Origin of the sequence: Algoriphagus halophilus (genome assembly GCF_041729275.1) — a bacterium.
In the GTDB taxonomy this organism is placed as follows: Bacteria; Bacteroidota; Bacteroidia; order Cytophagales; family Cyclobacteriaceae; genus Algoriphagus; species Algoriphagus halophilus_A.
In genome coordinates this window covers 3,422,145-3,445,588 of the sequence record NZ_CP146486.1, presented here as the reverse complement: position 1 = coordinate 3,445,588, position 23,444 = coordinate 3,422,145, and the positions used below count along the sequence as shown (strand labels likewise).

Below are 23,444 nucleotides of genomic sequence, written 5' to 3'. Positions count from 1 at the left end.
CTGGAAGGCTGGCTAATATGGAAGGGCAATACCCTATCTTTGAGCAGAAAAGGAAAACTACTTGCTGACAGCATCGCTTCCGCCCTTTTCATTTAAAACTTAGCAACCCATGAATAACAAAAATCCTTTTGGCAGAAAGAAAGAAGTGGCTCCCTTGGAATCAGCATTTAAGGATTTGTTAAAAGCCTACCGATTAGAAGATAAATTTCAGGAGAAAAGTGTGGTTCAGTCATGGCCAGAAATCGTTGGGAAAACTATAGCGGACAGAACTTCATCTGTCTTCATCAAAGACAAAAAGCTTTTGTAAAATTGACTTCTGGTCCTATCAAGAAGGAACTTCAGATGAATAAGGCAAAGGTTATTTCTTTAATAGAAACGAAATTTGGTCAAGGAGTTATCGTAGACTTAGTATGTTTCTAATAGAAATTAGTACTTCTGTCTAAAGTTTACTTTTTTTAACATTCTATCTAGCAAGAATCTTTTAGTCCCGATCTTAATTTATTTCACATTGAGTATTATTGTGGGGCAAAATCCATGATTAAATTACCATCAATCCATATTGGAAAGCTTAGCATGCTCCTGGCCATTTTGGTCTGGTTGTCATTGCTTTTTGTGGATTTGGTAAGACTTTTTGGCTTATTAAATGAATTAGAATCTGGAATAGCGGCAGAATTCACTTGGGTACTCGAGATTCTTTTCTTTTTAACAGTCTATCTCTTTTACAATTACTCCATTAATAAGAATAGTCAAAACGACTTTCTGAACCTGATATGGAGGGCTGCTTCGACAGGAATAGTAGCAGTTTTTGTTTCCATTATGATCAATCTTTTCTATTCCCTGCTTGGGGATAGCCATTTGTTCAATGATCCATTCCTTAAAAATTTCTTCTACCATGTCAATTTTGCATTAATATCAGTATTCCTGATATCCAGTGCATTGCTATGGAAGCATTTGATCCTATACCAAAAAACAAAACGAGTGGTAAAACAATGGCAAGCTTACGAACTTGCCATGCTTGGAGCCATGTTTTTTATTTTTTTCAACAAAAACTCATTTGACTACAGCTTTTTATTTGGGTTTGTTCTATTGGTAGGTTTGGCGGTTATTCTTTCAGCTAACCTCAAATGGATTCCTTATTTGACATTTCGGGAAAAATGGAAATCCCTGCTTTTTCTCTTCATCATCATCAATTGCTGTGGGTACCTTTTTTACCAAATCTTACTATATAGTGACAGGGGATTGTTTGTCGTGAATTTGACGGACAACTTATTTCTGGTTTCCTTATTCAGCTTCATCTTTATCTATGCTCTTTTCTGCTTTCTAGTTACCTTATTTAACCTTCCTACTTCCTCAGTTTTTGAACAAAAGCTGACCGAAGCGATTAACTTCCAAAGATTAAGTCAGTCTATTCAACCTGAAGAAAGTGAAGAGCAGGTCCTGGATATCCTGGTAGATTCCTGCATGAGTGCTGCTTATGCAGATGCTGCCTGGCTGGAACTGGGGGATCAGGGAAGCGCAAAAGGTTTCCTTCAAGAACGATTCATGGAGAAAGGAATGCGTGAAGAGCTTAGTGAAATCATTCAAAATCAAAAATTAGCTCAAGAATGGGCTGTGGAAAATAAACCTGAAAATTTAAACCCACTTTCCCTTCGGCTAAACCATGATCGATTTGAATCTATTCTTTTGGTTCCACTCGTGATTAATAAATCGGCGATTGGCCGAATGGTACTTTGCAAAGAAGTGAGAGATGGTTTCAACAAAGAGATGATCAACATCATCAGTACTTTTGTACGCCAAGCTTGTATTGCAGTTGAAAACCATCGATTACTAAATCAGGCCATTCAAAACGAGCGCTACCAAGAGGAATTAAAAATTGCTCAGCGGGTTCAAAAATCACTCCTTCCTACCAAGTTAGATCATAATGAGACTTTTGACATATCTGCCTATTCCAATGCGGCAGATGAAGTTGGAGGAGATTATTACGATACTTTTAAACTTGATGAGGACCGATACGTTATGATCATCGGAGATGTCTCTGGAAAAGGCACATCTGCAGCATTTAATATGTCTCAGATGAAAGGAATTTTCCAAAGTCTAATCCAGTTAAACCTTGGTCCTGCCCAATTTATGATTAAAGCTAATGCGGCTTTAAGTCGATGCTTGGAAAGGAATCACTTTATCACCGCCTCCATATTTCTAATCAATACCAAGGAAAAAGTATATGCCATTCAAGAGCTGGGCATGTACCTACTTTAATGCACCAAAATGATATGGGTAAATCTGAATACTTGGGAATAGATGGCCTAGGTTTGGGGATTTTGAGAAACAAGCAATATGAAAATCACGTTGAGGAAAAAACATTTAACTACTCTTCTGGTGATGTTTTGGTCATGTTTACAGATGGAATCGTTGAGGCTAAAAATGAGAAATCCCAGCAGTTCGGTTTTGAAAGAATCAGAACTCTCTTGGAAGTGTACCATGAATTAAGTCCCAAAGAAATCCAAACAAAAATTATAGATTCTCTTCATGCATATGTAGGAGGAGATGGGTTAATAGATGATGATTATTCGATCATGGTGGTCAAATTTTCAGATGAATAAAGAAATCAGCGTTCAATATGCTAACCATAGAAACACATAAAGAAGATAACCACGATTTATTGGTAATTCAAGGTGAAATTGATGCCAGCAACTCTGTGATTTTAGATCAAAAAATGCAAGAGACGGAATCAGGTTCAAAATCCATTTTAGTAGATGGAAGTGGACTAGAATACATTTCCTCTGCGGGGTTGGGCGTGTTTATGTCCTATTTGGAAGATTTTCAAGAGGAAGGAATTACCCTCAAAATATTTGCTCTATCACCGAGAGTATTTGAAGTTTTCAAAATTTTGGGGTTAGATCAATTGATTGACATTTACGAATCCAAGGAAGCTGCACTAGAGGCTTAAAATGAAATATCAGTTAAAAATATATTGTAAAACCACTGCATTAGCAGATCTCAGGAGCTTCCTTCAAACGACCTTGAGTGAACTGAATTTATCTGACAAAGATCGGCATCAGCTAACTTTAGCAGTGGAAGAGGTATGTGCTAACCTGATTATCCACTCTCATCAATGCAATGGTTCCGACCAAATTAAGTTAGAAGTAAAAGAATCGCCCGATAAATTAATTTTTGAAATCACGGATAAAGGAAAAGCTTTTAACCTATTGGATTATGAAGTACCTGATCTGAAAAAGGTGATTAGCGAAAAAAGAAAAGGCGGATTAGGCATCATTTTGGTAAAGACCATAATGGACGAAATCGAGTTTGAGTCCAATAAAGGGAAAAACACCTGCCGATTAATCAAGTGGTTTTGATGCTAATTCTTGTTAAATCACTTACATAGCAGTCATTTCCCTTTATTATCTGATAAATTTGTAAAATTGCACTGAATTTAAGGTACCCTTACATGAATCACCGATCAATTTCGGCATCTATTTTCTCTCTTTTTATCGTATTGGCAAGTGTAGCCTCCGCTTTTGCATACATGCAAGGTGGTGGTAGCCAAGATGATAATCTATTGACCATTGGTGGCAAAGCGATAGAGAAAGAGGAATTAATCTACCTGCTATCCAAAGGTCAAGGCTCCACTCCAACCTCTGCAGGGATGTCTAGGGAAGAGTTTGAAGATAATCTGGACTTATTTATCAACTACAAGTTGAAAGTGATAGAGGCAGAGGAACTAGGGCTGGATAAAACAGAAGAATTCAATAGAGAATTTGCCTCTTTCAAAGAAAACTTAAAAGCTCCTTACCTCATCAAAAACTCCTTGGAAGAAGGAGAGCTTCGTAAAGCCTATTCCAGAATGCAGGAAGTGGTAAGAGCAAGCCATATCCTATTTCAATTTCCTCCCAATGCAAGTAAGGAGGATAGTTTGATTGTATTGAGAATGGCATTAAAAATCCGGGATGAAAATCAATGCCGGAGCAGACATCAATGAATTGGCAGTTGAACACTCAGATGATCCTTCGGCAAAAGTCAATAAAGGAGATTAGGTTACTTCACAGCATTACAAATGGTACAACCGTTCGAAGATGCTTCTTTTTCTTTACAACCTGGACAGGTTTCTGATCCTGTGATGACTAATTTTGGTTACCATATCATTAAAGTAAATGATAAAAGGCCTAATCCTGGACAAGTAAGAGTTTCTCATATTTTAGTAAGGATTGATGAGGATGATCCAAATAGCGAAGATTTAGCCAGAAGAAAAGTAGCTGATATCTATGCCGAGATCCAAAAAGAAAGTACTATTTGGGAAAATATTGTAAAGAATTATTCAGAAGACCCTTCCTCTAGTCAAAACGGAGGCATGCTTCCTTGGTTTTCAGTTGGTTCAATGATCCCTGAATTTGAAATGGCCGCATTTTCATTAACTGAAATTGGGGAAGTATCTCCACCAGTGAGAACCAAGTATGGATACCATATTTTGCGATTGGAAGAAAAGAAACCCATCGATTCCTTCGAAAACCTAGAAGACAATATTCGATCTAAGATTATGAGGGATTCTAGGTCCACCATGATCCAATCCCAGGTAATGGCTATTCAGAAGGCACGATACAATTTCGATGAGAATGAATCTTCTGTTGCGAACTTGGAAAATGAATTAAAGACCTTTACGAAAGTTCAAATTCCTGGGGCGGTAGCTGCAAAGGGATTGGACGATGAGGAGCTATTTACACTTCAAGGTACTACCTATACTATGAATGATTTGGTTTCATTTATACAGGAACAGGAATTAAGTATAAAAACGAAGACCACGGCTTTCGATGCTTGGTATGACCGATTCACCGCTTCTATTCTTAATCAAACAGAGGAAGCAGATATTCTTGCTAATAACAAAGAATACCAAATGCTATTAAATGAATACCACGATGGAATTCTTTTATTCTCATTAATGAACCAAGAAGTATGGCAAAAGGGAATTGAAGACAGCGTAGGACAAAAAGTCTTTTTCCAGGAGAATATTCAAAATTATCAATGGGATGATCGAGTAAATGCTTTCATCGTGAAAGTTTTGGATATCAATCAACTTGAAGGAGCCAGAACCAGATTAAAAGGACAGTCTTATTCTCAAGAAGTCATAGACGCTTTTGAGACTAACAACAAACAGAATAATCCTCTTGCATTTCAAACTGAAAAGGGATTGATAGAATACAAGCAACATCCTGTGCTTTCCAAAATTAACCTCTCAGAAAATTACCAAGAGATAGAAACCAATGGTCACTTACACTTGGTTCTGTTAGGGGATCAAATTCCTGCAGGTCCAAAAAAATTCAATGAAACCAGAGGACTGGTAATTAAAGACTATCAGGAGGCGTTGGAAAAAGACTTGTTAGAGCAATTAAGAAGTAAATATCCAGTAGAGATAAACCCAAAAGTGAAAGAAGAAGCTTTTATCTCTCTAAATCAATAATTGAAGCATAACTACTCAGCCGAATTTAAAAACGGATTGATCGAATACTAATGAAAATATTAAACCGAATAACGCTTACTTTATTAGCATTTTCCATGCTATCCAATTTGTCTGCACAAGAAGCTGCCAACACGGCCACTACTGGACAGGTATTGGATAAAATTGTAGCTAAAGTTGATAATTATATCCTGCTTGAGTCAGATATTCAAAAAACCTATTTAGAGGCATTGGCCCAAGGACAACAAGGAGTAACCCCTCCTACTAGATGCGAAGTCTTTGAAACATTAATGGTTAATAAATTAATGGTTGCTAAAGCTGAAATTGACTCGGTAATGGTAACGGATGCGGAAGTGATGCTGCAAACAGATCAGAGATTCAACATGGTCATGCAGCAGTTTGGTGGCAATGAAGAAACCTTGGCAGAAGTGTATGGAAAAACTGCTGATCAATTAAAATCTGAAATTGAAGAAGTTATTAAAGAGCAACTGATCGTTCAGAGGATGAGAGGTAAAATCACAGAAGGTATCAGTGTGTCTCCAGCAGAGGTACGAGAGTTTTTCAAAAGCATTCCTACAGACCCCTTCCTTTCTTTTCCGCCGAAGTAACAGTAGGTCAAATCGTCAAAAAACCTGATGTGAATCCTCAAATCAAAGAAGATATATTTACTAAGCTTCGCCAATTCAAACAAGATATTTTGGATGGTAAGTCTGATTTTGCTGATTTGGCTAGAGCATATTCTGAGGATCCTGGTTCTGCAGCACAAGGTGGAGATTTAGGATTTTTCAGAAGTGGTGAGCTTGCACCTGAATTTGAGGCTACAGCCATGTCATTAAAGCTTGGTGAAATTTCCGATCCAGTAGAAACTGATTTTGGAATTCACCTTATCCAATTACTTGAAAAAAGAACTGACTCTTATAATACCAGACATATTTTGATGATTCCCAAAGCTTCAGAAGAAGATTTGTTGAAAGCAGAAAAATATTTGGACAGCTTGAAAACTGAGATTCAAGAAGGTAAAATTGAGTTTGCGAAAGCTGCAAAGGAATATTCCGATGACAGAAGTACTTCTGATAATGGTGGATACTTTGTAGATCCGGCAAATAATTCAAAAAGACTAACCCTTAGAACATTAGAAGATCCCGTGCTTTACTTCACATTGGACAGCATGGAGGTAGGTACCGTTACCCAACCTATTCGATTTGAAGATCCAAGAGAGGGAACTAAAGTGCGAATTCTATTTTATGAGTCAAAATACCCTGCGCACAGAGCAAATTTGGAAGATGACTATGAAAAAATGAAGGCTGCCACTTTGAGAAAGAAAGAAGACGATCTTTTGTCGAAGTGGTTTGTTACAGCAAAAGAGGATGTATTTATAGATATTGACCCCACCTACGATCGATGTAAAGCTCTTGAAGAGCGATAAATTAAAATCCCGGAAGTTAATTCTTCCGGGATTTTTTATTTCTTTCCAAATAGGGCTTTCAAGGCCAACCCAAATTGTTTGAACCCTTCTCTAAAAATCCTTTTGACTCTTTAAACTTTGGCTCAAAGGCCTCCTTTTGCTCTTTAAATTCTTTCTCAATCAGATCTTTTCCTTTTTTGAGTTCAGCTTCAAGGCTTGTTTTATTTTCTTTAAGGTCCTTTATTTTCTGTTCTATTTCTTCTTTGACTTCGGCACCGGCATCAGCCCCTTTTTTTACGAGCTCTTCTATCTTTTCTCCAATTTCTTGAAGAACTTTCTCTATATCCTGAGTACTTGATTTCTTATTTTCCATAATAGGCTGGTTTAAACAATTGATGCTTATCAAGTTAAACAATTTTCTTAAAGAATCTGGAAAGTGGAATTTCAAAAGTCATAGCCAAAGGCAAACAGCCTCTTTTAATTACTCCTCCACGGACTCTCCAGCTTGAGTTTGCTTTTCATACAGCTCTGCATATACTCCTTTTTCAGCCATCAATGTATCGTGGTTTCCTTGTTCCACGATTTTTCCATCATCCAAAACAATAATATGATTGGCGAGCTTGGCGGAAGATACTCTATGAGAAATAATCACCGAGGTCCGATCTTTCATGATCTTTTTCAAAGCATTTAAAATCACATTTTCTGTCTTCGTATCCACAGCAGACAAGCAGTCATCCAAAATCAATATTTTAGGTTCTTTCGCAATGGCCCTTGCAATAGACACCCTTTGTTTTTGACCACCTGAGAGGGTAATACCCCGCTCTCCAAGCATTGTTTCAAAGCCTTTTGGAAAGTCTATGATGTTTTGATAAACATCTGCATCCATTGCTGCTTTTTCTATTTTTTCTTGATCTGGATGGTCTAACCCAAACGCAATATTGTTTCCTATGGAATCAGAAAATAAGAATACATCCTGCGGAACGTACCCTATTTGCTTTCTCAAACTTGATAGATTGTATCGCTCTATGGTCTCCCCATCAATTTTGATGGTACCAGAACTTGGGTCATACATCCTCATAAGCAAATTAGCAATGGTGGATTTGCCAGATCCGGTGGTGCCTATGATTCCTAAAGTTTGTCCTGCCTTAATTTCAAAACTTACTTGATCTAAAGCTCTAATTCCAGAATCAGGGTAAACAAAGCTCAAATTCTCCACATGAATTTCACCGGAAATTTCCCTTTCTAAATTATCGGTACTTAGTATATCATTCTTCTGATCCAAAAACTCATTGATTCTTGTTTGAGAGGCAGCTGCTCTTTGGACAATACTAGTAACCCATCCCAATGATGTCACAGGCCAGGTAAGCATGTTGACATATAGGATGAATTCAGCAATGACTCCATAACCGATTTGCCCTCCAATTACCTGCATTCCTCCAACATAGACCGTAATAATTGTCGAAATTCCCACCAAAGCCATGATGATAGGAAAGAACAATGCATTGACTTTAGTCAAACGTATGGATTTCACTTTATAATCTTCGCTAGCTTTTGCGAAGTCCCTTGCGGTATCTTCTTCCCTAACAAAAGCCTTAATTACACGAATACCAGAAAATGCCTCCTGTACAAACGTACTCAGCCCCGAAAGACTCCTTTGGATTTTTTCAGATCGTTCGTTGATCAAATTATTTACGAAGTAGATACTAAGGGATAATACAGGTAATGGCAGTAAGGAGTAAAAAGTCAATTCGGGGTTAACCGATATCATGTACGATATGACCAAAGGAAACAAAATCAGAAGATTCAGTCCATACATAATGGCTGGACCCAAATACATTCTCACGCGACTTACATCTTCTGTAATTCTAGCCATCAAATCCCCAGTACTATTTTTTCTATAAAAACTTAATGGGAGTGCCTGATAATGCTCAAATATTTCATTCTTCATGTCATACTCAATTCTTCTTGACATGATGATGATAGTTTGACGTATCAAAAAGAGGAAAAACCTCTTAATAAAGCCATTACCAAAATCAAAACACCAAAAATAAAGACGAATTGAAGAAAAATATTTTGTGCTTCTTCCCCCATTCCACCGAGCTCCAAAGGCTTTAAAATGGAAAAACTCTCAACCACATAATCTATGGCAAGTCTCACCAATTGAGCAGGAATAATTACGAAAACATTCGATATTACCGTAAATACTATCCCCAAAAGCAATAGCCCCTTGTACTTGTATAAGTACTTATTAAGTCTCCAAAGTGGTTTCACCAAATAAAAATTTTAAAATCGAGAAATATGTTTGCAGAAACTAGATATATTAATGCTTTGAAGGCCAATAAAAGTATTTAATTTTGTATCGGCCTTTTTAACCAGGTTCAGTCCCAAATATAACACATTCTAAAAAGCTAAGTTCACATGTTAGAGATTAAAGCTACCGAAACTGTGCGAGAAGGATCCATCTTTGGACAAATCAGCACCATGGATCACGAGCAAGTCGTGATTTGTCAAGACCAACCTACCGGTTTAAAAGCGATTATCGGTATCCACAATACAGTTTTGGGACCTGCGCTAGGAGGAACAAGAATGTGGCCATATGTTTCTGAGGAGGAAGCAATCACAGATGTTTTGAGATTGTCTCGAGGAATGACCTTTAAAAATTCATTGGCTGGATTGAACCTAGGGGTGGCAAAGCAGTGATTTTAGGAGATCCGCGTTTGAAGAGTGAAGCCTTCTTAAGGAGATTTGGAAGATTTATTGAAAGCCTAGGTGGCAGATATGTTACTGCAGAGGATGTCAATATGAATACTTCTGATATGGAATATATCAGAATGGAAACAAGACATGTTGCCGGATTACCTGAAATCAAAGGAGGATCTGGAGATCCTTCTCCCGTTACTGCTTATGGCACCTACATGGGAATGAAAGCAGCTGCAAAAAAGCTTTCGGATCTGACTCTTTAAAAGGAAAGAAGATCGTAGTACAAGGCGTAGGTCAAGTAGGCAAATACCTTATTGAGTATTTGGTAAAAGAAGGTGCCGAAGTAATGATTACCGACATCTTTGAAGAAAAGCTAAAACAAGTCTCCAAAAACACTGGTGCTTCTGTGGTAGATCCTAATGTGATCTATGATTTAGATATGGATATTTATGCTCCATGTGCTTTAGGAGCCACAATCAATGACGACACAATTGACCGATTGAAATGCGGAGTGATTGCAGGGGCTGCGAATAATCAGTTAAAAGACGAAGCAAAACATGGAAAGATCCTATTGGAAAAAGGAATTGTTTATGCTCCGGATTTCTTGATTAACGCAGGAGGAGTCATCAATGTGGGTGCAGAATACCTTGGAGGTTATATCAAAGAGATAGTTTATCAACAAACTGAAAAAATCTACGATACCTGTTTTAGTATTTTGGAGAAGTCTTCCAAAGAAAATATTCCAGCACAACAAGCAGCAATTGAAACTGCAAAAGCCAGAATTACTGCAATGGGTAATGTGAAGTTGCCTTTCTAAAGATAAAACTCAATTATTTGAAACCACCGAAAAGGGATTTTCGGTGGTTTTTTTGTCTACATCCCCATGGGTATACCCCATGCAAATTCCCTATATTTGCAACTCCATTTCGAAGATATGCTAAACAGAAGAATACTAAGAGTCAAAGCATTCCAAAACTTATATGCTTACGAGCAGTGTAAAGGCTCCAACCTTAACCTGGCTAAAGATTTCATAAAAGAGTCTTTTTTACCGGATCTCAATAGCATGGAAGTGCAGGATAAGGCCGCTTTGAATAAAGAAGCTGAACTTGCCATCAAACTATTTGATGAGAACTTAGAAAGTACGGAATCTCTAAAGTCTAGTGATGCCAGTCAAAAGGTCAAACAAGTAGTGCTAGATGCTTTAAAACAATTTAAAGTTGCTAATCAAAAAGACAGAGAGTTCCTTTTAAAAAACATGGTGGTCTCTGCGGAGCGGATTCCTCAGCTATATCTACTAGCTATTGAAATTCTCCAGGCATTTGCAGCACATGTGGCCAAAGAATTTGATAAAAAGAGAAGATTTAATGGAGATGATCCTGCAGGGTTTGCCAATGAACTAAATCTTGCCAATAACCAGGTGCTGAAACATATCAGAGAATCTGATGCGTACAATGCTGCGGTGGCTAGAAACAATGCAAATTTGGATGATTTGGAACTGGAAATCAGCGAATGGTTTAGAGATTACGTTAAACCGTCTGAGGAATATCAAGCGTATCTTAAGATTTCAAACCCTACCTTAGAGCAAGATTTTGAAATTGCAGATGAACTCTTGAAGAAAATCATCTTCAAAAACGAAGTAATGCTTAATTATTTCTCAGAAAAGGATTTGAACTGGACCGAAAACAAATCTGTTGTAAGGAGTCTGGCTTCTAAAGTGTTAAAGAATTCTTCCCTTTTGAATGAAACGGAAAGCAATCAACTTCCTGAGATTGCCATGAACTGGGAAGAGGATAAGGAGTTTTTTCAAAATATCTTTAACTTCACTATCGAGAATGATGCTGAAAGTAAAGCATTGATTTCTCAGAAGACTAAAGAACTGGGATATTGAAAGACTGGCTTTTACAGATAAAATTATCATCTCAATGGCCTTGGCAGAAATGAAAAATTTCCCAAGTATTCCGGTAAAAGTGAGTATCAACGAATATATTGACATTTCAAAAACTTACAGTACTCCAAAAAGCAAGCAATTTGTCAATGGATTACTAGATGTGATGTCAAAAAAACTAACCGAAAGTGGTGAAATCCGTAAGAGTGGAAGAGGGCTTTTGGACAATAAATAAAAAATTATGAGCAACAACAGTAACAACTCATTTCTAGCATTTCTTGTAGGCGCCGGCGTTGGTGCGGCATTGGGAATACTTTTGCTCCTGATGCGGGAGAAAACACTCGGGATCGCCTGACTTTTAAACTTTCAAAATACAAGAAAGAATTAGAAGATCTGATCAGCGAATTAGTGGAAGGAAAAGAAACACACTTCAATGAAGCAAAGACGGAAGGCAAGCGTGTGATTTCTGAAGCTAAGGACAAAGCTGAAAACTTGCTAAACGATGTGAATAAACTAATCGATCAAATAAACCAAGGAGACAACTAATATGAAAATCAACATGTTGAGCGCTGCTGCTCTATCCCTTTGCCTAGCATTGGGGACCGCTTGCAGCCAAAAAAGTGACCAAGATGCAAAAATCAAGGCTCTTGAAGATAAAATAGCTGCTCTTGAGACGAGCAATACGTCAGTAACACCTGTTAATGCTCAGGCTTCACAGGCTGCTGATCCAAGCACTTTGGGCCAATTCCAATTTGCTGAAATGGAATATGAATTTGGAGATATCAATGAAGGTCAAATCATTGAGCATCAATTCAATTTCACGAATACTGGAGAAGCTCCATTAGTAATTTCTAACATCACAGCATCTTGCGGATGTACTACTCCTGATTGGACCAAAACTCCAATTAAACCAGGAGAAGAAGGCTATGTAAAAGTAGTATTCAATTCCACTTCAAAGCGTGGAGCACAAGCTCCTACAGTTAGTATTCAAGCAAACACTAACCCAACTGTTACTCGATTGAGAATGAAAGGTACAGTTACCCCTAAAGCTGCTGGTGCAACAACCCCAGTAGGACCAGTTAAACGATAAGCATGATTACTACAGTATTAGCACAGGCTGCCGCAGGTGGTGGCGGCATTATGGGACAAGTTTTCCTATTTGGAGGTATTATCTTGATCATGTATTTCTTCATGATCAGACCCCAACAGAAAAAACAAAAGGAAAGCAAAAAGTTTATTGAAGAAATTAAAAAAGGAGATACAGTGGTTACCATTGGAGGTCTTCACGGTAAAGTAAGTGCTGTGGAGTCTGAAACTGTGGTCCTTGAATTAGACAGAGGTTTGAAAGTAACAGTTGAAAAATCAGCTATTTCTTTAGACTTCTCTAAGAAACCGACAACAAGTAAATAAATTGAATTTTGCCGGAAACTAAAAAATCCTCTAAAGGGATTTCTCCTAAAAAACTCTCTGATCTGAAAGTGGTAGTCCTCTGCATTGCAGCAGCTACCACTTTTTGGATTTTAAACGCCCTGAATAAGGACGATTATAATACTATTGTAGATTTTCCAATTGAGATTGTTTACAATGACGAGGCCTATATGCCTGTCAAAAAATTACCTGCTAGTATCCAAATTGAAATCAATGGAAATGGCTGGGACTTATTGAGAAAATATTTTAATATCAATGAAAGTCCTTTTCAAATAGATCTAGAAAATCCAGCCTCCAAAAATTACATTTTGACTTCCGATCTTAAGAGATCACTTGGGGAATTTATTAGCCCTACACAACTTATTTCTGTGCTGGAAGATTCTATTAAATACCAAATTGATCAAATCCAGACAGTCAAACTCAAACCTGTTTTGGATTCGGCCAGCTTTTCTCTAGCCAATAATTACAGAAATACTGGCGAAGTCAAATTTACGCCGGAATCCATCAGCATACAGGGACCCAGCTCAATCTTAAAAAGCTTTGAAGGGACATTTCCTGTACAGATGAATCAAAATAGGATCGCTCAAAACATCAATAAAGAGGTAGAATTAAGGATCCCAAAAAATTTAGAAAATCAGGTTAGCTTGATCACCGAAAGTATCCAAGTTCAATTTGACGTAGTTTCCATTTTAGAAGGAAACAAAAGGTTAAAAGTCAAAAAATCAACTTCCCAAGGACCGTAACAATGGAAGATGAGGAAGTCAAAATCATGATCTATTACAAGGTTGATGAGCGGAAAGCGAGTGAATTGAATGAAATTGAGTTTGACGCGATTCTTAACTATTCGCAGAGAAATAAAGAAGATAGTACCATTACGGTGAAAGTAGAGCCAATGCCTTCTTATCTAGAAGAAGTACGAGTTGAACCTGCTACCATTAAACTCAAATATGAGCAATAAACCTCCACTTCTCATTGGCTTGACAGGTGGAATAGGCTCAGGAAAGTCCACTGTTGCAAGAATTTTTCAAATCTTGGGAATCCCCACCTACTTTGCAGACGATCGCGCTAAATGGCTCATGGCCAATGAACCCGATTTAATCCAAGGAATTCAATCTACATTTGGAAAAGAATCCTACTTAAAAGATGGATCGGTCAATAGAGTATTTTTAGCTAAAGAAGTTTTCTCTGATCCAGAAAAGGTAAAAAAATAAATGCCTTAGTTCATCCAGCAGTTGCCAAAGATTTTTCATTCTGGGCCTCTAAACAGACAAGTCCCTATGTTTTAAAAGAAGCTGCTTTGATTTTTGAAACAGGAAGCTTCAAAGATTTGGACTATGTAATCAATGTAAGTTCTCCTTTAAAAGTGCGAGTAGCCCGTGTTTTGATGCGAGATACACATCGATCGGAAGAACAGGTTAACCAGATCATTGATCAACAAATGCCTGATGAAACCAAAAATGAAATGGCTGATTTCATCATCAAAAATGTAGACAATAAACTTTTGATTCCTCAAGTCTTAAAGATCCATGAATTACTAAGGTCTAATTCTTAGCAGTATTTCTTAAATGGTATACATATTTATTACTTAAGTCCCCAACAGTTGATTAAACATGAAAGGCTATAATCCGAAAGATTGGTTTCGTTTATTATTTTTAATACAAAAGTACGATACCCTAGCAAGGCTCGCTCCTTTGATGTTGATCATTTTAGGCTATTCTTTATTTGTCGCTTGGCTTGAAATAAGTTACCTGGGAATTGAGGAAGATAGCTGGCTCGCGCATTTGACAACCATGCATAGCCTGTTGAGCTTTGTGCTTTCCATCCTTATGGTTTTTAGAACAAACACTGCCTATGACCGCTGGTGGGAAGGAAGGAAACTTTGGGGAGCTTTGGTCAATTGTAGTAGGAATTTTGCTTTGAAATTGGCCGCTATTCTTGACACAAATGATACAGATTCAAGAAGGTTTTTTAGAAAATGTATTCCCATTTATGCATATTCATTAAGGGAACACCTGCAATCCCATATTACTTTATATATGTTGGACGACGAGGAACCTGAAGAATTGAAGCCAATCATTGATTTAGAAAAGCATGTCCCCAATCAGATTGCAAAATTCATGTTTTCTAGAGTTAATGAATTATATAAGGACGGAGCAATTACCGGAGATCAGTTAATTGTTCTGAACAACGAAATCACCGCATTTACGGATATTTGTGGGGCTTGTGAACGAATTAAAAACACACCTATTCCTTATTCTTATAGCTCTTTTATCAAGAAATTCATTCTATTTTTCGTCCTGACCTTGCCATTTGCCTTGGTTTTTGATTTGGGGTATTACGCAGCTCCCATCGTCACTTTCGTTTTTTACGTGATGGCAAGCCTGGAAATGGTCGCTGAGGAAATAGAAGAACCTTTTGGTACAGATACCAATGATCTCCCTATGGGAAAGCTATCTGAAAATATCCAAAAGCATGTGGAAGAAATCATTTAATTAAATCTCCTTTTCTGACCAGCTTTTATTTACAATTTTCCAATTCCCATCGATTTTCATCAAGGTCAAAAAATCATAGTAATAAATCCCAGGCCAATACAGTTCTGTTTCTACGGATGCAGCATTCCCTTGTACTCTAATAGATACAATTTCATTCTTATAGTCGATTGAATTTCTAGGCTCACCCTTAGAGGTACCCTCCGCCCAACTCTCAAATGAGGTAATTGTGAAATGTTCTCCTCTATATCCAATCAATCTTGCTTCCGGAATAAATGCTGCTTCTAATTTGGATTTATCTCTTTCCATCATTCCTTCAAAATACAATTGAACTGTATTGACGATTAGGTCTCGATCATTGGATTTCTGGCAAGCTGCCTCAAATTTCAAAAAGTAAAAAGAAGTAAGGTGCATACAAATACTTTCATAAGGCATAGAAAATTGAAGGAACTGGATATTTTTCTATTTTCACTACATAAATCATTCCGATGCTTATAAATTTGATAAATGAACTTTTGAAAGATTCCCTAGAAGTTAATCAGGTAAGTTTTTTACCTACTATTCCATGCCACAAAACTTTAAACTTCGTACAGTCAATGTCACCCGCTATATCCTCCCTTTGAGGGAAGGTGGCTCCTTGCCGGCTTTGGCAGATGCAGACGATGGATTTAAATATGTCCTTAAATTTAGAGGATCAGGTCAACGGGAAAAAGCTTTAATTTCTGAATTTCTGGGAGGAGAAATCGCAAGATTACTTGGTTTAAAAGTTCCTGAATTGGTTTTTGCCAACTTGGATCCGGCATTTGGAAGATCTGAAGGGGATGAGGAAATTCAAGATTTGCTCAAAGGTAGTCAAGGTCTAAACTTGGCTTTGCATTTTTTGTCAGGAGCAATCAATTATGACCCCTTGGCCATGCAAATTGATACCTTATTAGCTTCAAAAATCGTTTGGTTAGATCTATTGATCACCAATGTGGACCGAACCTTTAGAAATACCAACATGCTCATGTGGAACCGAGAACTTTGGTTGATCGACCATGGAGCTGCTTTTTTGTTCCAACACTCCTGGACCAATTGGAAAAAATGCGAAAGGCCCATTTCCTATCATAAAAAACCATGTGTTATTACCTCAAGCTAGCTTATTGGAAGAAGCGAACGAGGTTCTAAAACCAATACTGAACAAGAAATTATTTGAAGAATTAGTTTCGGCCCTTCCGGATGAATGGTTACTGGCTGGTGGTGATTCTGAAGATGTAACAGAAATTCGAAAAGTATATTCAGAATTTTTAAGTCTAAGACTTACCTATGCTGACCAATTTACAAAAGAAGCCCAAGATGCAAGGACAACACTTATATGAGTATGCCATCATCCGGGTGGTTCCTCGGGTGGAGCGTGAAGAGTTCATTAATGTGGGCGTGATTCTTTGCGACTGGAAAAGTGGTTTTATCGGATCAAAGGTATTCTTGAATAAGGAAAAACTCTTAGCATTAGACCCAAATGCGGATCTAGAAATGATTGAGAACAACTTGTCCTCCTTTGACAAAATTTGTCAAGGCAGCTCAAAAGGAGGCCCTATTGCAGAAATGGATTTGGCATCCAGATTTAGATGGTTGACAGCAGTTAGAAGTTCAGTGATTCAAACATCCAGACCGCATACTGGATTTAGCACAAATCTTCCTAAAACGTTAGAGAGTCTTTTCGAAGAGCAAGTAGGTTAAGTCAATTAAATTAGTTCAAATCAATTGGCTTACTAACTGTAGATCCTGCATAATCATCATCAGGAAGAGAAAAGTTAAAGTTTTTAGATTTGCCATCGACTTTCAAATTCAATTTAACTGTCCCTTTCAGCAATTGTGTTGGATCCGATAAATTAACATTCCATTTGCCCTCGCTATATTCTTGAAGCATTACCAAACAAGGCTTATCGACTGTCAATTTATTTTCACCCCACTCGAAAGTTCCTTCTTCATAGAATACCACTCCAATCAAGTTTAACCCCGTATCACTAACAGCCTGTATTTTTTCATCATTTCTTTCCACCTTGATTCCAGATAAATCAACCTCTTTTAATGCAGAAGTAGACTCAATTCCAGGCATTAGAACATAGCTGTATTTTTCATTTTTAGGATTTATACCATGATTGATATAAAGTTTGAATACTTCTTCATTAATGGTCTTTTTGGAGGAATTGCCATTTATGTCAGCCCAAGCCCCAGGTTGGTTTTGAGCAGAAAGTTCAATATCCTGCGAATTGGGGAAAAAGTAGCCAATTTGATCATGATAAATCCAAATCGGACCTTTATCAATCTTGGTTGAATTTGAATTCATCACCTGCATTTCATTTTCATTTCCTATCGAAACATCACCCCTTAGTCTTGACTGATTGACAGTGGTATTGATGGTTTCCACCCGATCTGCTGTAATGCCGGCACCTAAACAAATCACTTTATCTCCAAAGAAAAACCATGCCTTATTGGCTCTGGTATTATATGCATTCATTTGATATACAGAAACTCCATTCAACCCATCACTCACCCCACCAACAAAATCTACATTTCCTCTTTCAGCTACCCAGTTTGTCCTTTTTTGAGGGGATTAATTTCAGGAGTAGTACTACCCGGTATTTTATTCCATTCCCAATTTGGAAAAATATTAAAATACTCATCTCCCTTCACCGCAATATACATCGCCCCTTCTGTCAGAAATTGCCCAGTCAAGTTTTCTCCATTCCCAGATTCCGTTTTTACCGTTCTTGTTGAAGCACTATTCAAAGAAACTAAGAATTCAGGCCTCTGATGAATGGTATAATCTGAACGCCAATAATGGATATTTCTAGGCTCAATCTTGTAGGAAACAGGCTTTTTACCATCAATTCTATCTATCGCATCTTGATATTCTTGTTGATGATCCTCAATATCTATGGCTTTTAATTGCTTTACCAATCCAGAGTTAGTCCTAGTAGCATTCACTCTGGCGATGCCTCTTCCAATGACACTATAATCTATGTATTTACCCCTCATAGATCTTAAATATCCATTTCGAACAAAATCAGAAATCAAGGCTATTTGCGCTGGTTTAAAAGAAAAACTGGTACCCACGATATAAACTGCAACATTCCTAATTCCTAATAAATATTCCCTTCCATAACCATGCATATATAATTCGGGACCATGCGCATGAAATGATAAATCTCTTTGGATTCCATCTCCTTTGGTTATTTGAATGGATTCAGAAACTACTGAAACAGCTCTATTTAAAAGGTCAGAATTTTCAGTCAAAACCGCCTGCATAATCATATGTTGGGCAATATCCGTCAGATTCGAGCCATCCTTGCCTGGAGATTTAGTGATGGAAACTGTCTTATTCATCCATTCAATCATTTTGTTCTCCAGATCTTTTGGAACTTGCTTTTCTCCATATTTCATGGTGATTAGCATGCTTCCAATTTCCTTAGGAACGCTAATACTTAACCACCACCAATTGTCTGAAATAGGTTCCTGCTTTAAGCCTGTCCAATAGTTCATTCCTCTTATAATTCCATCATGCAGTTCCTCGTCTTGGTAAAAGTCACTAGAAGGCCTCGTATAGGCTTTTGTCATTTTTCCAAGGCGCTTAATATGTTTATCAGGCTCCCATTTGGTCATGGATTTATCAGCATAATTCAAATCTTTGAAGCTACCATTGGGCTGAATCAATGTGAATAAAATCGAAATGTCTTTATCCATTTCATCAGTAGCAGGACTGCTCTGATAGTTTTCAAACACTCTTTCTTGAATGATTTCAAAATCAGATTTTTGAAAACCAAAACTTGAGTTAATATTACAGAACAAAAAAAATAATACTATAAACCGACCCTTTAATATCATAATTGAAACCCCTCCTATTTATTACTGAATTTGAACATAAAATGAATAATTGTCTAAGTATTAAACTAATTAATAATATTTAAACACAAATCATATCCATGCAATTTTCTATGGATGAGGAGGCTTCCTCGTTATATTCATCCAAATTAAACCTTCAACCCCTTTTTGGAATGCCCCCAATAAAAAAATTACTTCTCACCCCTTTCTTACTCTTCCTTTTCACTAATACTTTACTTGCTTCCGTTGACACGGTAACCACCTTTAGTAAGTCGATGAACAAGGAGATAAAAGCCTTGGTAATCACTCCCAATTCCTACTCTTCGGACAAATCCTATCCTGTAGTTTATCTTTTACATGGATATTCAGGAAACTATAAGTCTTGGCTAGATGGGGCACCCCAAATTGAAGAACTGGCTGAGCAATACCAATTAATCATAGTGACTCCTGATGGCAATTTTGATAGTTGGTACTGGGATAGTCCTGAGGACCCTACCTCCAAGTACGAAACGTATATCACCCAAGAATTAATCCCTTATGTGGATACTAATTATAGGACTATCGCTTCTAAAGAAGGTAGGGCCATCTCAGGTTTAAGCATGGGTGGACATGGAGCCCTTTATTTAGGCATTCGCCATCAGGATATTTTTGGTACGGCCGGAAGTCAGAGCGGCGGAGTAGACATTGGTTCTTTTCCGGAAAACTGGAACATGAAAAAATATTTAGGCGAAAAATCAGCATTTCCAGAGAGATGGAGAGAATACTCTGTGATGGGACAATTGCATTTATTAAGCAGAGATAATTTGCCTTTAGTGATTCATTGCGGAATCGGGGACTTCTTTTATCAAGTAAACCTCAAATTACATGAAGAACTCACCTATTTAAATATCCCTCATACCTTTACTTCCAATCCCGGGGCACATAACTGGGATTATTGGAAAGAGTCTGTGCAATACCAATTGTTATATTTTCACAACTTCTTCCAACGCGGTGATTAAGTAATCTTCTTATAAAGAGTTTTAAATAATTAAACCACCCTAGACTCAGAATACAGATCATAGGCCGCTACCAATAATTGCCTACCTGGAGTATTGGTATAGCGATCGTATCGGTAGATTTCATCCCTTTCTGATGTATAAACCGGTTGATATTCCCCATCAATATCATCCCAAAGGATTAAAAGAAAATTGGAGGGGACGATACTATTTCGACCAGCCTGCAGCCAGTTTTCAAAAGTTTGTTCATCTAAGGGTTTGGGAAAGCTTGCTCCTTCAAACATTGGAATGTGGTTATCTAAAATTTAATTGAGCTCAGGGTTATTTGATATCTATTGAAAGATTTCATCGCTTCCAAAGCTTTTGGGTAAGCAAAGTAAGAATGAATTTTCTGAAGGACCCAGCAAACCAAGTATAAAAAAGGAACTCCTATGGGGAGTCCCTTTTCCGTTAACAATAAACCCAAAATAATTTTTTTATCTATCAATAGAACCAAGTACTTTTTTCATGAACGCATTTCCAGCATCTTTTTCAGACATCCCATCAGCAACCATTTCATGAACTTCCAAAGCACCACATAGATTCGAGATCAATTCTCCAATCACATCGATTTCTGGATCTTTCAATGAAGGGGCTTCTGTCATGTTTTCCAAAACTTGCAAAGCCGTTTCAATTTGCTCAGGAGTACAAGTCCTTTGAATGGTCTTAATTACTGGCAACTTCATTGATCAATACTTTTAATTGGTCCTCTTTATTTGTTTGAATTTGTTTTACCAACTGACCTCCTTTGAATGAAGCAAAAGTTGGCAAATTGTTTACTTGAGCCAATTTCCTAGAGTTAGGGAATTTCTCAGCATCCACAATTACAAAAACTTTGTCTGCATTTTCTCCAGCTAGTCTTCTAAACTTTGGCTTCATAATGCGGCAGTTACCGCACCAGCCAGCAGAATATTGTACAATCACTTGATCATTGCTGTCAACCAGCTCCTGCAAAGAATCTTCAGTTAGTTCAATCATGATTAATTATTTGATAAGTAGTTAGCAACACCTTCGTTGGTTGCCTGCATTGCTTCTTTTCCTTCTTCCCAGTTAGCAGGACAAACCTCACCAAATTTCTCAACGTGAATCTGAGCGTCCAATAATCTCAAATATTCATCGATGTTTCTTCCAAGCGGAAGGTCATTGATTGACTCATGACGAACCACACCTTCTTTGTCAATCAAGAATGTACCTCTGTAAGCAACAGGAGCACCTGCGAATGACCAAAGACGAGTTTCAGCATCAAAAGAATATTCACCTGCCAAAACACCATAGTTCAAAGAGATGGTTTTAGCAGCATCTGCCAAAATTGGGTAAGAAACACCCTCGATACCACCTTCAGCTTTTGCTGTCATTAACCATGCAAGGTGAGTTTCTTCAGTGTCAGTAGAGCAACCGATAACTACGGTATCTCTTTTTCAAATTCGGCTAGTTTAGACTGGAAAGCATGAAGCTCAGTTGGGCACACAAAAGTGAAATCTTTAGGATAGAAGAATAAGATTACGTTCTTCTTACCTAGGTACTGGTCTAAGCTAAAGTTTTCTACAATCTCTTCTCCGTTAATAACTGCTCCTACTGAAAACGCTGGAGCCTTTTTTCCTACTAATGCCATGTAATTATTGTTTTGTTGAAAATTTGATAACACAAAGCTAGCTCATGAATTAAAATTTTAAAAAAATCACATTTTTATTGAAATGTCAAAAATCTTAGCTATCCCAATTTTTATTTTGCCATTCAAGGTATAAGAAGAATAAAGAATCAATTATTACGCTCAATTATCAATAAAAAAATACTCGCTACCGATTGCGAACAAAATCGAAAAATTCTGATTGAATTATCCTATTAGTAATAGCTTTTTCCTATCACAAAAAAAAGCCCTGGATACCAGGGCTTTCACTATTTATTAGATTTTGTCGAATCCTAGGTAAGGGTGTAAAACCTTTGGCATTCTAATGCCATCAGGCGTTTGATTGTTTTCCAAAATAGAAGCAACGATCCTCGGTAATGCCAACGCACTTCCATTTAAAGAATGGGCCAATTGCGTCTTTTTATCATCTCCTTTAAACCTAAGCTTCAATCTATTGGATTGATAAGTCTCGAAATTGGAAACTGAACTTACCTCCAACCATCTTTCCTGTGCAGCAGAATAAACTTCCATATCATAAGTCAAAGCAGAAGTAAAGCCCATATCTCCCCCACATAATCTCAATACTCTATAAGGAAGCTCTAGTTTTTGTAATAATCCCTGTACGTACAAACTCATGCTTTCCAAAGCCTCATAAGATTTCTCTGGATGTGTAATCTGGACGATTTCTACTTTATCAAACTGATGCAATCTATTTAAGCCTCGAACATGTGCTCCCCAACTTCCTGCTTCTCTTCTAAAACATGGAGTGAATCCCACATTTTTAACAGGTAAATCTTCTTCTGAAAGGATTACGTCACGGTATAGGTTAGTCAACGGCACCTCTGCGGTAGGAATCAAATACAAATTATCTGCTGTCGCAAAATACATCTGCCCTTCCTTATCCGGCAGTTGACCCGTGCCATACCCAGAGTCTTCATTGACCAAAATAGGAGGTTGAACTTCCATATATCCTTGGGCCATCGCCTCATCCAAGAAGAAATTTATGAGCGCTCTTTGGAGTCTTGCTCCCTTTCCTTTATAAACGGGAAAACCAGCTCCGGTAATTTTAACTCCAAGGTCAAAATCAATGATATCATACTTTTTGATCAGCTCCCAATGCGGTTGCTTTTCATCGTGTAAAACAGGAATGTCTCCTTGTTCCAACACTACTTCATTGTCTTCTGCTGATTTTCCAGCTGGGACAGAATCATGAGGAACATTCGGAATGGTATACAATAGAGATTTCAATTCCTCCTCCGCTTTGGAATTTTGTTCATCCAATTCCTTGATCTCAGATTTAATCTGGGAGGTTCTTTCTTTAATCTCCTGGGCTTCAGCAGCTTTGCCTTCCTTCATCAACATCCCTATTTTCTTGGAAATAGAATTTGATTCAGACTGCAGCTGATCACGCACTGCTTGGGTTGATTTTCTCAAATCATCCAAACGGATCGCCACAGCTAAAGCAGCTTCCGCATTTTGAAAATTTCTCTTTTTAAGTCCGGCCAATACACCGGCGTAGTTGTCTCGAATTTGATTAACTAACAGCATTTGAAATCTTGGAAA

Annotated in this window: 22 protein-coding genes and 9 pseudogenes; 21 read left to right on the top strand and 10 right to left on the bottom strand. The window is 37.6% G+C overall.

Annotated features, from left to right (window positions below; translation table 11 throughout):
- Window positions 1–109 precede the first annotated feature (109 nt).
- The 8 genes and pseudogenes from V8V91_RS18440 to V8V91_RS18405 all read left to right on the top strand — a co-directional run bounded on the left by V8V91_RS18440 (window position 110) and on the right by V8V91_RS18405 (window position 6,875).
- Window positions 110–307: a DciA family protein gene (locus V8V91_RS18440; protein ID WP_373396702.1), complete on the top strand. Its 198-nt coding sequence runs from the start codon at window positions 110–112 to the stop codon at window positions 305–307.
- A 227-nt stretch (window positions 308–534) separates the two neighbouring features.
- Window positions 535–2,600, top strand: a pseudogene (locus V8V91_RS18435) (GAF domain-containing SpoIIE family protein phosphatase).
- Window positions 2,601–2,617: 17 nt separating this feature from the next.
- Window positions 2,618–2,947, top strand: a complete 330-nt coding sequence (locus V8V91_RS18430) for an STAS domain-containing protein (RefSeq protein WP_373396701.1) — start codon at window positions 2,618–2,620, stop codon at window positions 2,945–2,947.
- Window position 2,948: 1 nt separating this feature from the next.
- Window positions 2,949–3,356, top strand: a complete 408-nt coding sequence (locus tag V8V91_RS18425) for an ATP-binding protein (protein WP_373396700.1) — start codon at window positions 2,949–2,951, stop codon at window positions 3,354–3,356.
- A gap of 92 nt (window positions 3,357–3,448) precedes the next feature.
- Window positions 3,449–3,979, top strand: a complete 531-nt coding sequence (locus tag V8V91_RS18420; protein ID WP_373396699.1) for a hypothetical protein — start codon at window positions 3,449–3,451, stop codon at window positions 3,977–3,979.
- A gap of 63 nt (window positions 3,980–4,042) precedes the next feature.
- Window positions 4,043–4,153, top strand: a pseudogene (locus V8V91_RS18415) (peptidylprolyl isomerase); the annotation flags it as partial.
- On the top strand, window positions 4,139–5,452 hold the full coding sequence (locus V8V91_RS18410) for a peptidylprolyl isomerase (protein WP_373400752.1): 1,314 nt from the start codon (window positions 4,139–4,141) through the stop codon (window positions 5,450–5,452). The pseudogene V8V91_RS18415 and the gene V8V91_RS18410, both read left to right, overlap by 15 nt.
- A 95-nt stretch (window positions 5,453–5,547) precedes the next feature.
- Window positions 5,548–6,875 (top strand): annotated as a pseudogene (locus V8V91_RS18405) (peptidylprolyl isomerase).
- A 58-nt stretch (window positions 6,876–6,933) separates the two neighbouring features.
- On the opposite strand, the gene V8V91_RS18400 reads toward V8V91_RS18405, so the two are convergent.
- Together V8V91_RS18400 and V8V91_RS18395 are read right to left on the bottom strand one after the other, a co-directional pair.
- On the bottom strand, window positions 6,934–7,227 hold the full coding sequence (locus tag V8V91_RS18400; RefSeq protein WP_373396698.1) for a hypothetical protein: 294 nt from the start codon (window positions 7,225–7,227) through the stop codon (window positions 6,934–6,936).
- 108 nt (window positions 7,228–7,335) lie between these two features.
- A pseudogene (locus V8V91_RS18395) lies at window positions 7,336–9,125 on the bottom strand (ABC transporter ATP-binding protein).
- 147 nt (window positions 9,126–9,272) lie between these two features.
- Here V8V91_RS18395 and V8V91_RS18390 point away from each other — a divergent pair.
- From V8V91_RS18390 to V8V91_RS18345, 10 genes and pseudogenes are all read left to right on the top strand, one after another.
- A pseudogene (locus V8V91_RS18390) lies at window positions 9,273–10,371 on the top strand (Glu/Leu/Phe/Val dehydrogenase dimerization domain-containing protein).
- A 96-nt stretch (window positions 10,372–10,467) separates the two neighbouring features.
- Window positions 10,468–11,442: a transcription antitermination factor NusB gene (locus V8V91_RS18385; protein ID WP_373396697.1), complete on the top strand. Its 975-nt coding sequence runs from the start codon at window positions 10,468–10,470 to the stop codon at window positions 11,440–11,442.
- 34 nt (window positions 11,443–11,476) lie between these two features.
- On the top strand, window positions 11,477–11,674 hold the full coding sequence (locus tag V8V91_RS18380; RefSeq protein ID WP_373396696.1) for a transcription antitermination protein NusB: 198 nt from the start codon (window positions 11,477–11,479) through the stop codon (window positions 11,672–11,674).
- A gap of 6 nt (window positions 11,675–11,680) precedes the next feature.
- Window positions 11,681–11,985: pseudogene (locus V8V91_RS18375) on the top strand (YtxH domain-containing protein).
- Window position 11,986: 1 nt separating this feature from the next.
- Window positions 11,987–12,529, top strand: a complete 543-nt coding sequence (locus V8V91_RS18370; RefSeq protein WP_373396695.1) for a DUF1573 domain-containing protein — start codon at window positions 11,987–11,989, stop codon at window positions 12,527–12,529.
- A gap of 2 nt (window positions 12,530–12,531) precedes the next feature.
- Entirely contained in the window at window positions 12,532–12,849 is a 318-nt protein-coding gene (gene yajC, locus V8V91_RS18365) for a preprotein translocase subunit YajC (protein ID WP_074226694.1), read from the top strand.
- Window positions 12,850–12,857: 8 nt separating this feature from the next.
- A complete protein-coding gene (locus V8V91_RS18360) occupies window positions 12,858–13,610 on the top strand; it encodes a YbbR-like domain-containing protein (RefSeq protein WP_373396694.1) in 753 nt (250 codons plus the stop codon).
- A 2-nt stretch (window positions 13,611–13,612) separates the two neighbouring features.
- Window positions 13,613–13,825: a hypothetical protein gene (locus V8V91_RS18355; protein ID WP_373396693.1), complete on the top strand. Its 213-nt coding sequence runs from the start codon at window positions 13,613–13,615 to the stop codon at window positions 13,823–13,825.
- Window positions 13,815–14,419: pseudogene (gene coaE, locus V8V91_RS18350) on the top strand (dephospho-CoA kinase). The gene V8V91_RS18355 and the pseudogene coaE overlap by 11 nt, the downstream one beginning before the upstream one ends.
- A 58-nt stretch (window positions 14,420–14,477) precedes the next feature.
- Entirely contained in the window at window positions 14,478–15,359 is an 882-nt protein-coding gene (locus V8V91_RS18345; protein ID WP_373396692.1) for a bestrophin family protein, read from the top strand.
- On the opposite strand, the gene V8V91_RS18340 is transcribed toward V8V91_RS18345, so the two are convergent.
- On the bottom strand, window positions 15,360–15,746 hold the full coding sequence (locus V8V91_RS18340) for a nuclear transport factor 2 family protein (protein ID WP_373396691.1): 387 nt from the start codon (window positions 15,744–15,746) through the stop codon (window positions 15,360–15,362).
- A gap of 175 nt (window positions 15,747–15,921) precedes the next feature.
- Here V8V91_RS18340 and V8V91_RS18335 point away from each other — a divergent pair.
- Both V8V91_RS18335 and V8V91_RS18330 read left to right on the top strand, forming a co-directional pair.
- A pseudogene (locus V8V91_RS18335) lies at window positions 15,922–16,714 on the top strand (HipA family kinase).
- On the top strand, window positions 16,692–17,075 hold the full coding sequence (locus V8V91_RS18330) for a DUF3037 domain-containing protein (RefSeq protein WP_074226688.1): 384 nt from the start codon (window positions 16,692–16,694) through the stop codon (window positions 17,073–17,075). The pseudogene V8V91_RS18335 and the gene V8V91_RS18330 overlap by 23 nt, the downstream one beginning before the upstream one ends.
- A 10-nt stretch (window positions 17,076–17,085) precedes the next feature.
- Here the strand turns inward: V8V91_RS18330 and V8V91_RS18325 are convergent, their stop codons facing one another.
- Both V8V91_RS18325 and V8V91_RS18320 read right to left on the bottom strand, forming a co-directional pair.
- On the bottom strand, window positions 17,086–17,892 hold the full coding sequence (locus V8V91_RS18325) for a polysaccharide lyase family 8 super-sandwich domain-containing protein (protein WP_373396690.1): 807 nt from the start codon (window positions 17,890–17,892) through the stop codon (window positions 17,086–17,088).
- 32 nt (window positions 17,893–17,924) lie between these two features.
- Window positions 17,925–19,121 carry a polysaccharide lyase family 8 super-sandwich domain-containing protein gene (locus V8V91_RS18320; protein ID WP_373396689.1) on the bottom strand — a complete coding sequence of 399 codons (1,197 nt, stop codon included), beginning with the start codon at window positions 19,119–19,121 and terminating at the stop codon, window positions 17,925–17,927.
- Between the two features lie 374 nt (window positions 19,122–19,495).
- Here V8V91_RS18320 and V8V91_RS18315 point away from each other — a divergent pair, with 374 nt between their 5' ends.
- Window positions 19,496–20,218 carry an alpha/beta hydrolase gene (locus tag V8V91_RS18315; protein ID WP_373396688.1) on the top strand — a complete coding sequence of 241 codons (723 nt, stop codon included), beginning with the start codon at window positions 19,496–19,498 and terminating at the stop codon, window positions 20,216–20,218.
- Between the two features lie 29 nt (window positions 20,219–20,247).
- Here the strand turns inward: V8V91_RS18315 and V8V91_RS18310 are convergent, their stop codons facing one another.
- From V8V91_RS18310 to serS, 5 genes and pseudogenes are all read right to left on the bottom strand, one after another.
- The gene (locus V8V91_RS18310; protein ID WP_373396687.1) at window positions 20,248–20,499 is read right to left on the bottom strand and encodes a hypothetical protein; all 252 of its coding nucleotides are present in this window, start codon (window positions 20,497–20,499) and stop codon (window positions 20,248–20,250) included.
- Window positions 20,500–20,691: 192 nt separating this feature from the next.
- On the bottom strand, window positions 20,692–20,940 hold the full coding sequence (locus V8V91_RS18305; protein ID WP_373396686.1) for a hypothetical protein: 249 nt from the start codon (window positions 20,938–20,940) through the stop codon (window positions 20,692–20,694).
- Entirely contained in the window at window positions 20,921–21,232 is a 312-nt protein-coding gene (locus V8V91_RS18300; RefSeq protein WP_373396685.1) for a thioredoxin family protein, read from the bottom strand. Before V8V91_RS18300 ends, V8V91_RS18305 begins: the two co-directional genes overlap by 20 nt.
- Before the next feature lie 2 nt (window positions 21,233–21,234).
- Window positions 21,235–21,866, bottom strand: a pseudogene (locus V8V91_RS18295) (peroxiredoxin).
- Window positions 21,867–22,157: 291 nt separating this feature from the next.
- Window positions 22,158–23,429: a serine--tRNA ligase gene (gene serS, locus V8V91_RS18290; protein ID WP_373396684.1), complete on the bottom strand. Its 1,272-nt coding sequence runs from the start codon at window positions 23,427–23,429 to the stop codon at window positions 22,158–22,160.
- Between the last annotated feature and the right edge of the window lie 15 nt (window positions 23,430–23,444).

Excerpts from the sequence above, each read along its gene's own strand:
- V8V91_RS18380 (WP_373396696.1), top strand. The coding sequence starts at position 11,477 with ATGGCCTTGGCAGAAATGAAAAATTTCCCAAGTATTCCGGTAAAAGTG.
- V8V91_RS18345 (WP_373396692.1), top strand. The coding sequence starts at position 14,478 with ATGAAAGGCTATAATCCGAAAGATTGGTTTCGTTTATTATTTTTAATA.
- serS (WP_373396684.1), bottom strand. The coding sequence starts at position 23,429 with ATGCTGTTAGTTAATCAAATTCGAGACAACTACGCCGGTGTATTGGCC.
- V8V91_RS18330 (WP_074226688.1), top strand. The coding sequence starts at position 16,692 with ATGCAAGGACAACACTTATATGAGTATGCCATCATCCGGGTGGTTCCT.
- V8V91_RS18355 (WP_373396693.1), top strand. The coding sequence starts at position 13,613 with ATGGAAGATGAGGAAGTCAAAATCATGATCTATTACAAGGTTGATGAG.
- V8V91_RS18300 (WP_373396685.1), bottom strand. The coding sequence starts at position 21,232 with ATGATTGAACTAACTGAAGATTCTTTGCAGGAGCTGGTTGACAGCAAT.
- V8V91_RS18370 (WP_373396695.1), top strand. The coding sequence starts at position 11,987 with ATGAAAATCAACATGTTGAGCGCTGCTGCTCTATCCCTTTGCCTAGCA.
- V8V91_RS18430 (WP_373396701.1), top strand. The coding sequence starts at position 2,618 with ATGCTAACCATAGAAACACATAAAGAAGATAACCACGATTTATTGGTA.
- V8V91_RS18315 (WP_373396688.1), top strand. The coding sequence starts at position 19,496 with ATGAACAAGGAGATAAAAGCCTTGGTAATCACTCCCAATTCCTACTCT.
- V8V91_RS18400 (WP_373396698.1), bottom strand. The coding sequence starts at position 7,227 with ATGGAAAATAAGAAATCAAGTACTCAGGATATAGAGAAAGTTCTTCAA.
- V8V91_RS18305 (WP_373396686.1), bottom strand. The coding sequence starts at position 20,940 with ATGAAGTTGCCAGTAATTAAGACCATTCAAAGGACTTGTACTCCTGAG.
- V8V91_RS18425 (WP_373396700.1), top strand. The coding sequence starts at position 2,949 with ATGAAATATCAGTTAAAAATATATTGTAAAACCACTGCATTAGCAGAT.
- yajC (WP_074226694.1), top strand. The coding sequence starts at position 12,532 with ATGATTACTACAGTATTAGCACAGGCTGCCGCAGGTGGTGGCGGCATT.
- V8V91_RS18420 (WP_373396699.1), top strand. The coding sequence starts at position 3,449 with ATGAATCACCGATCAATTTCGGCATCTATTTTCTCTCTTTTTATCGTA.
- V8V91_RS18440 (WP_373396702.1), top strand. The coding sequence starts at position 110 with ATGAATAACAAAAATCCTTTTGGCAGAAAGAAAGAAGTGGCTCCCTTG.
- V8V91_RS18310 (WP_373396687.1), bottom strand. The coding sequence starts at position 20,499 with ATGTTTGAAGGAGCAAGCTTTCCCAAACCCTTAGATGAACAAACTTTT.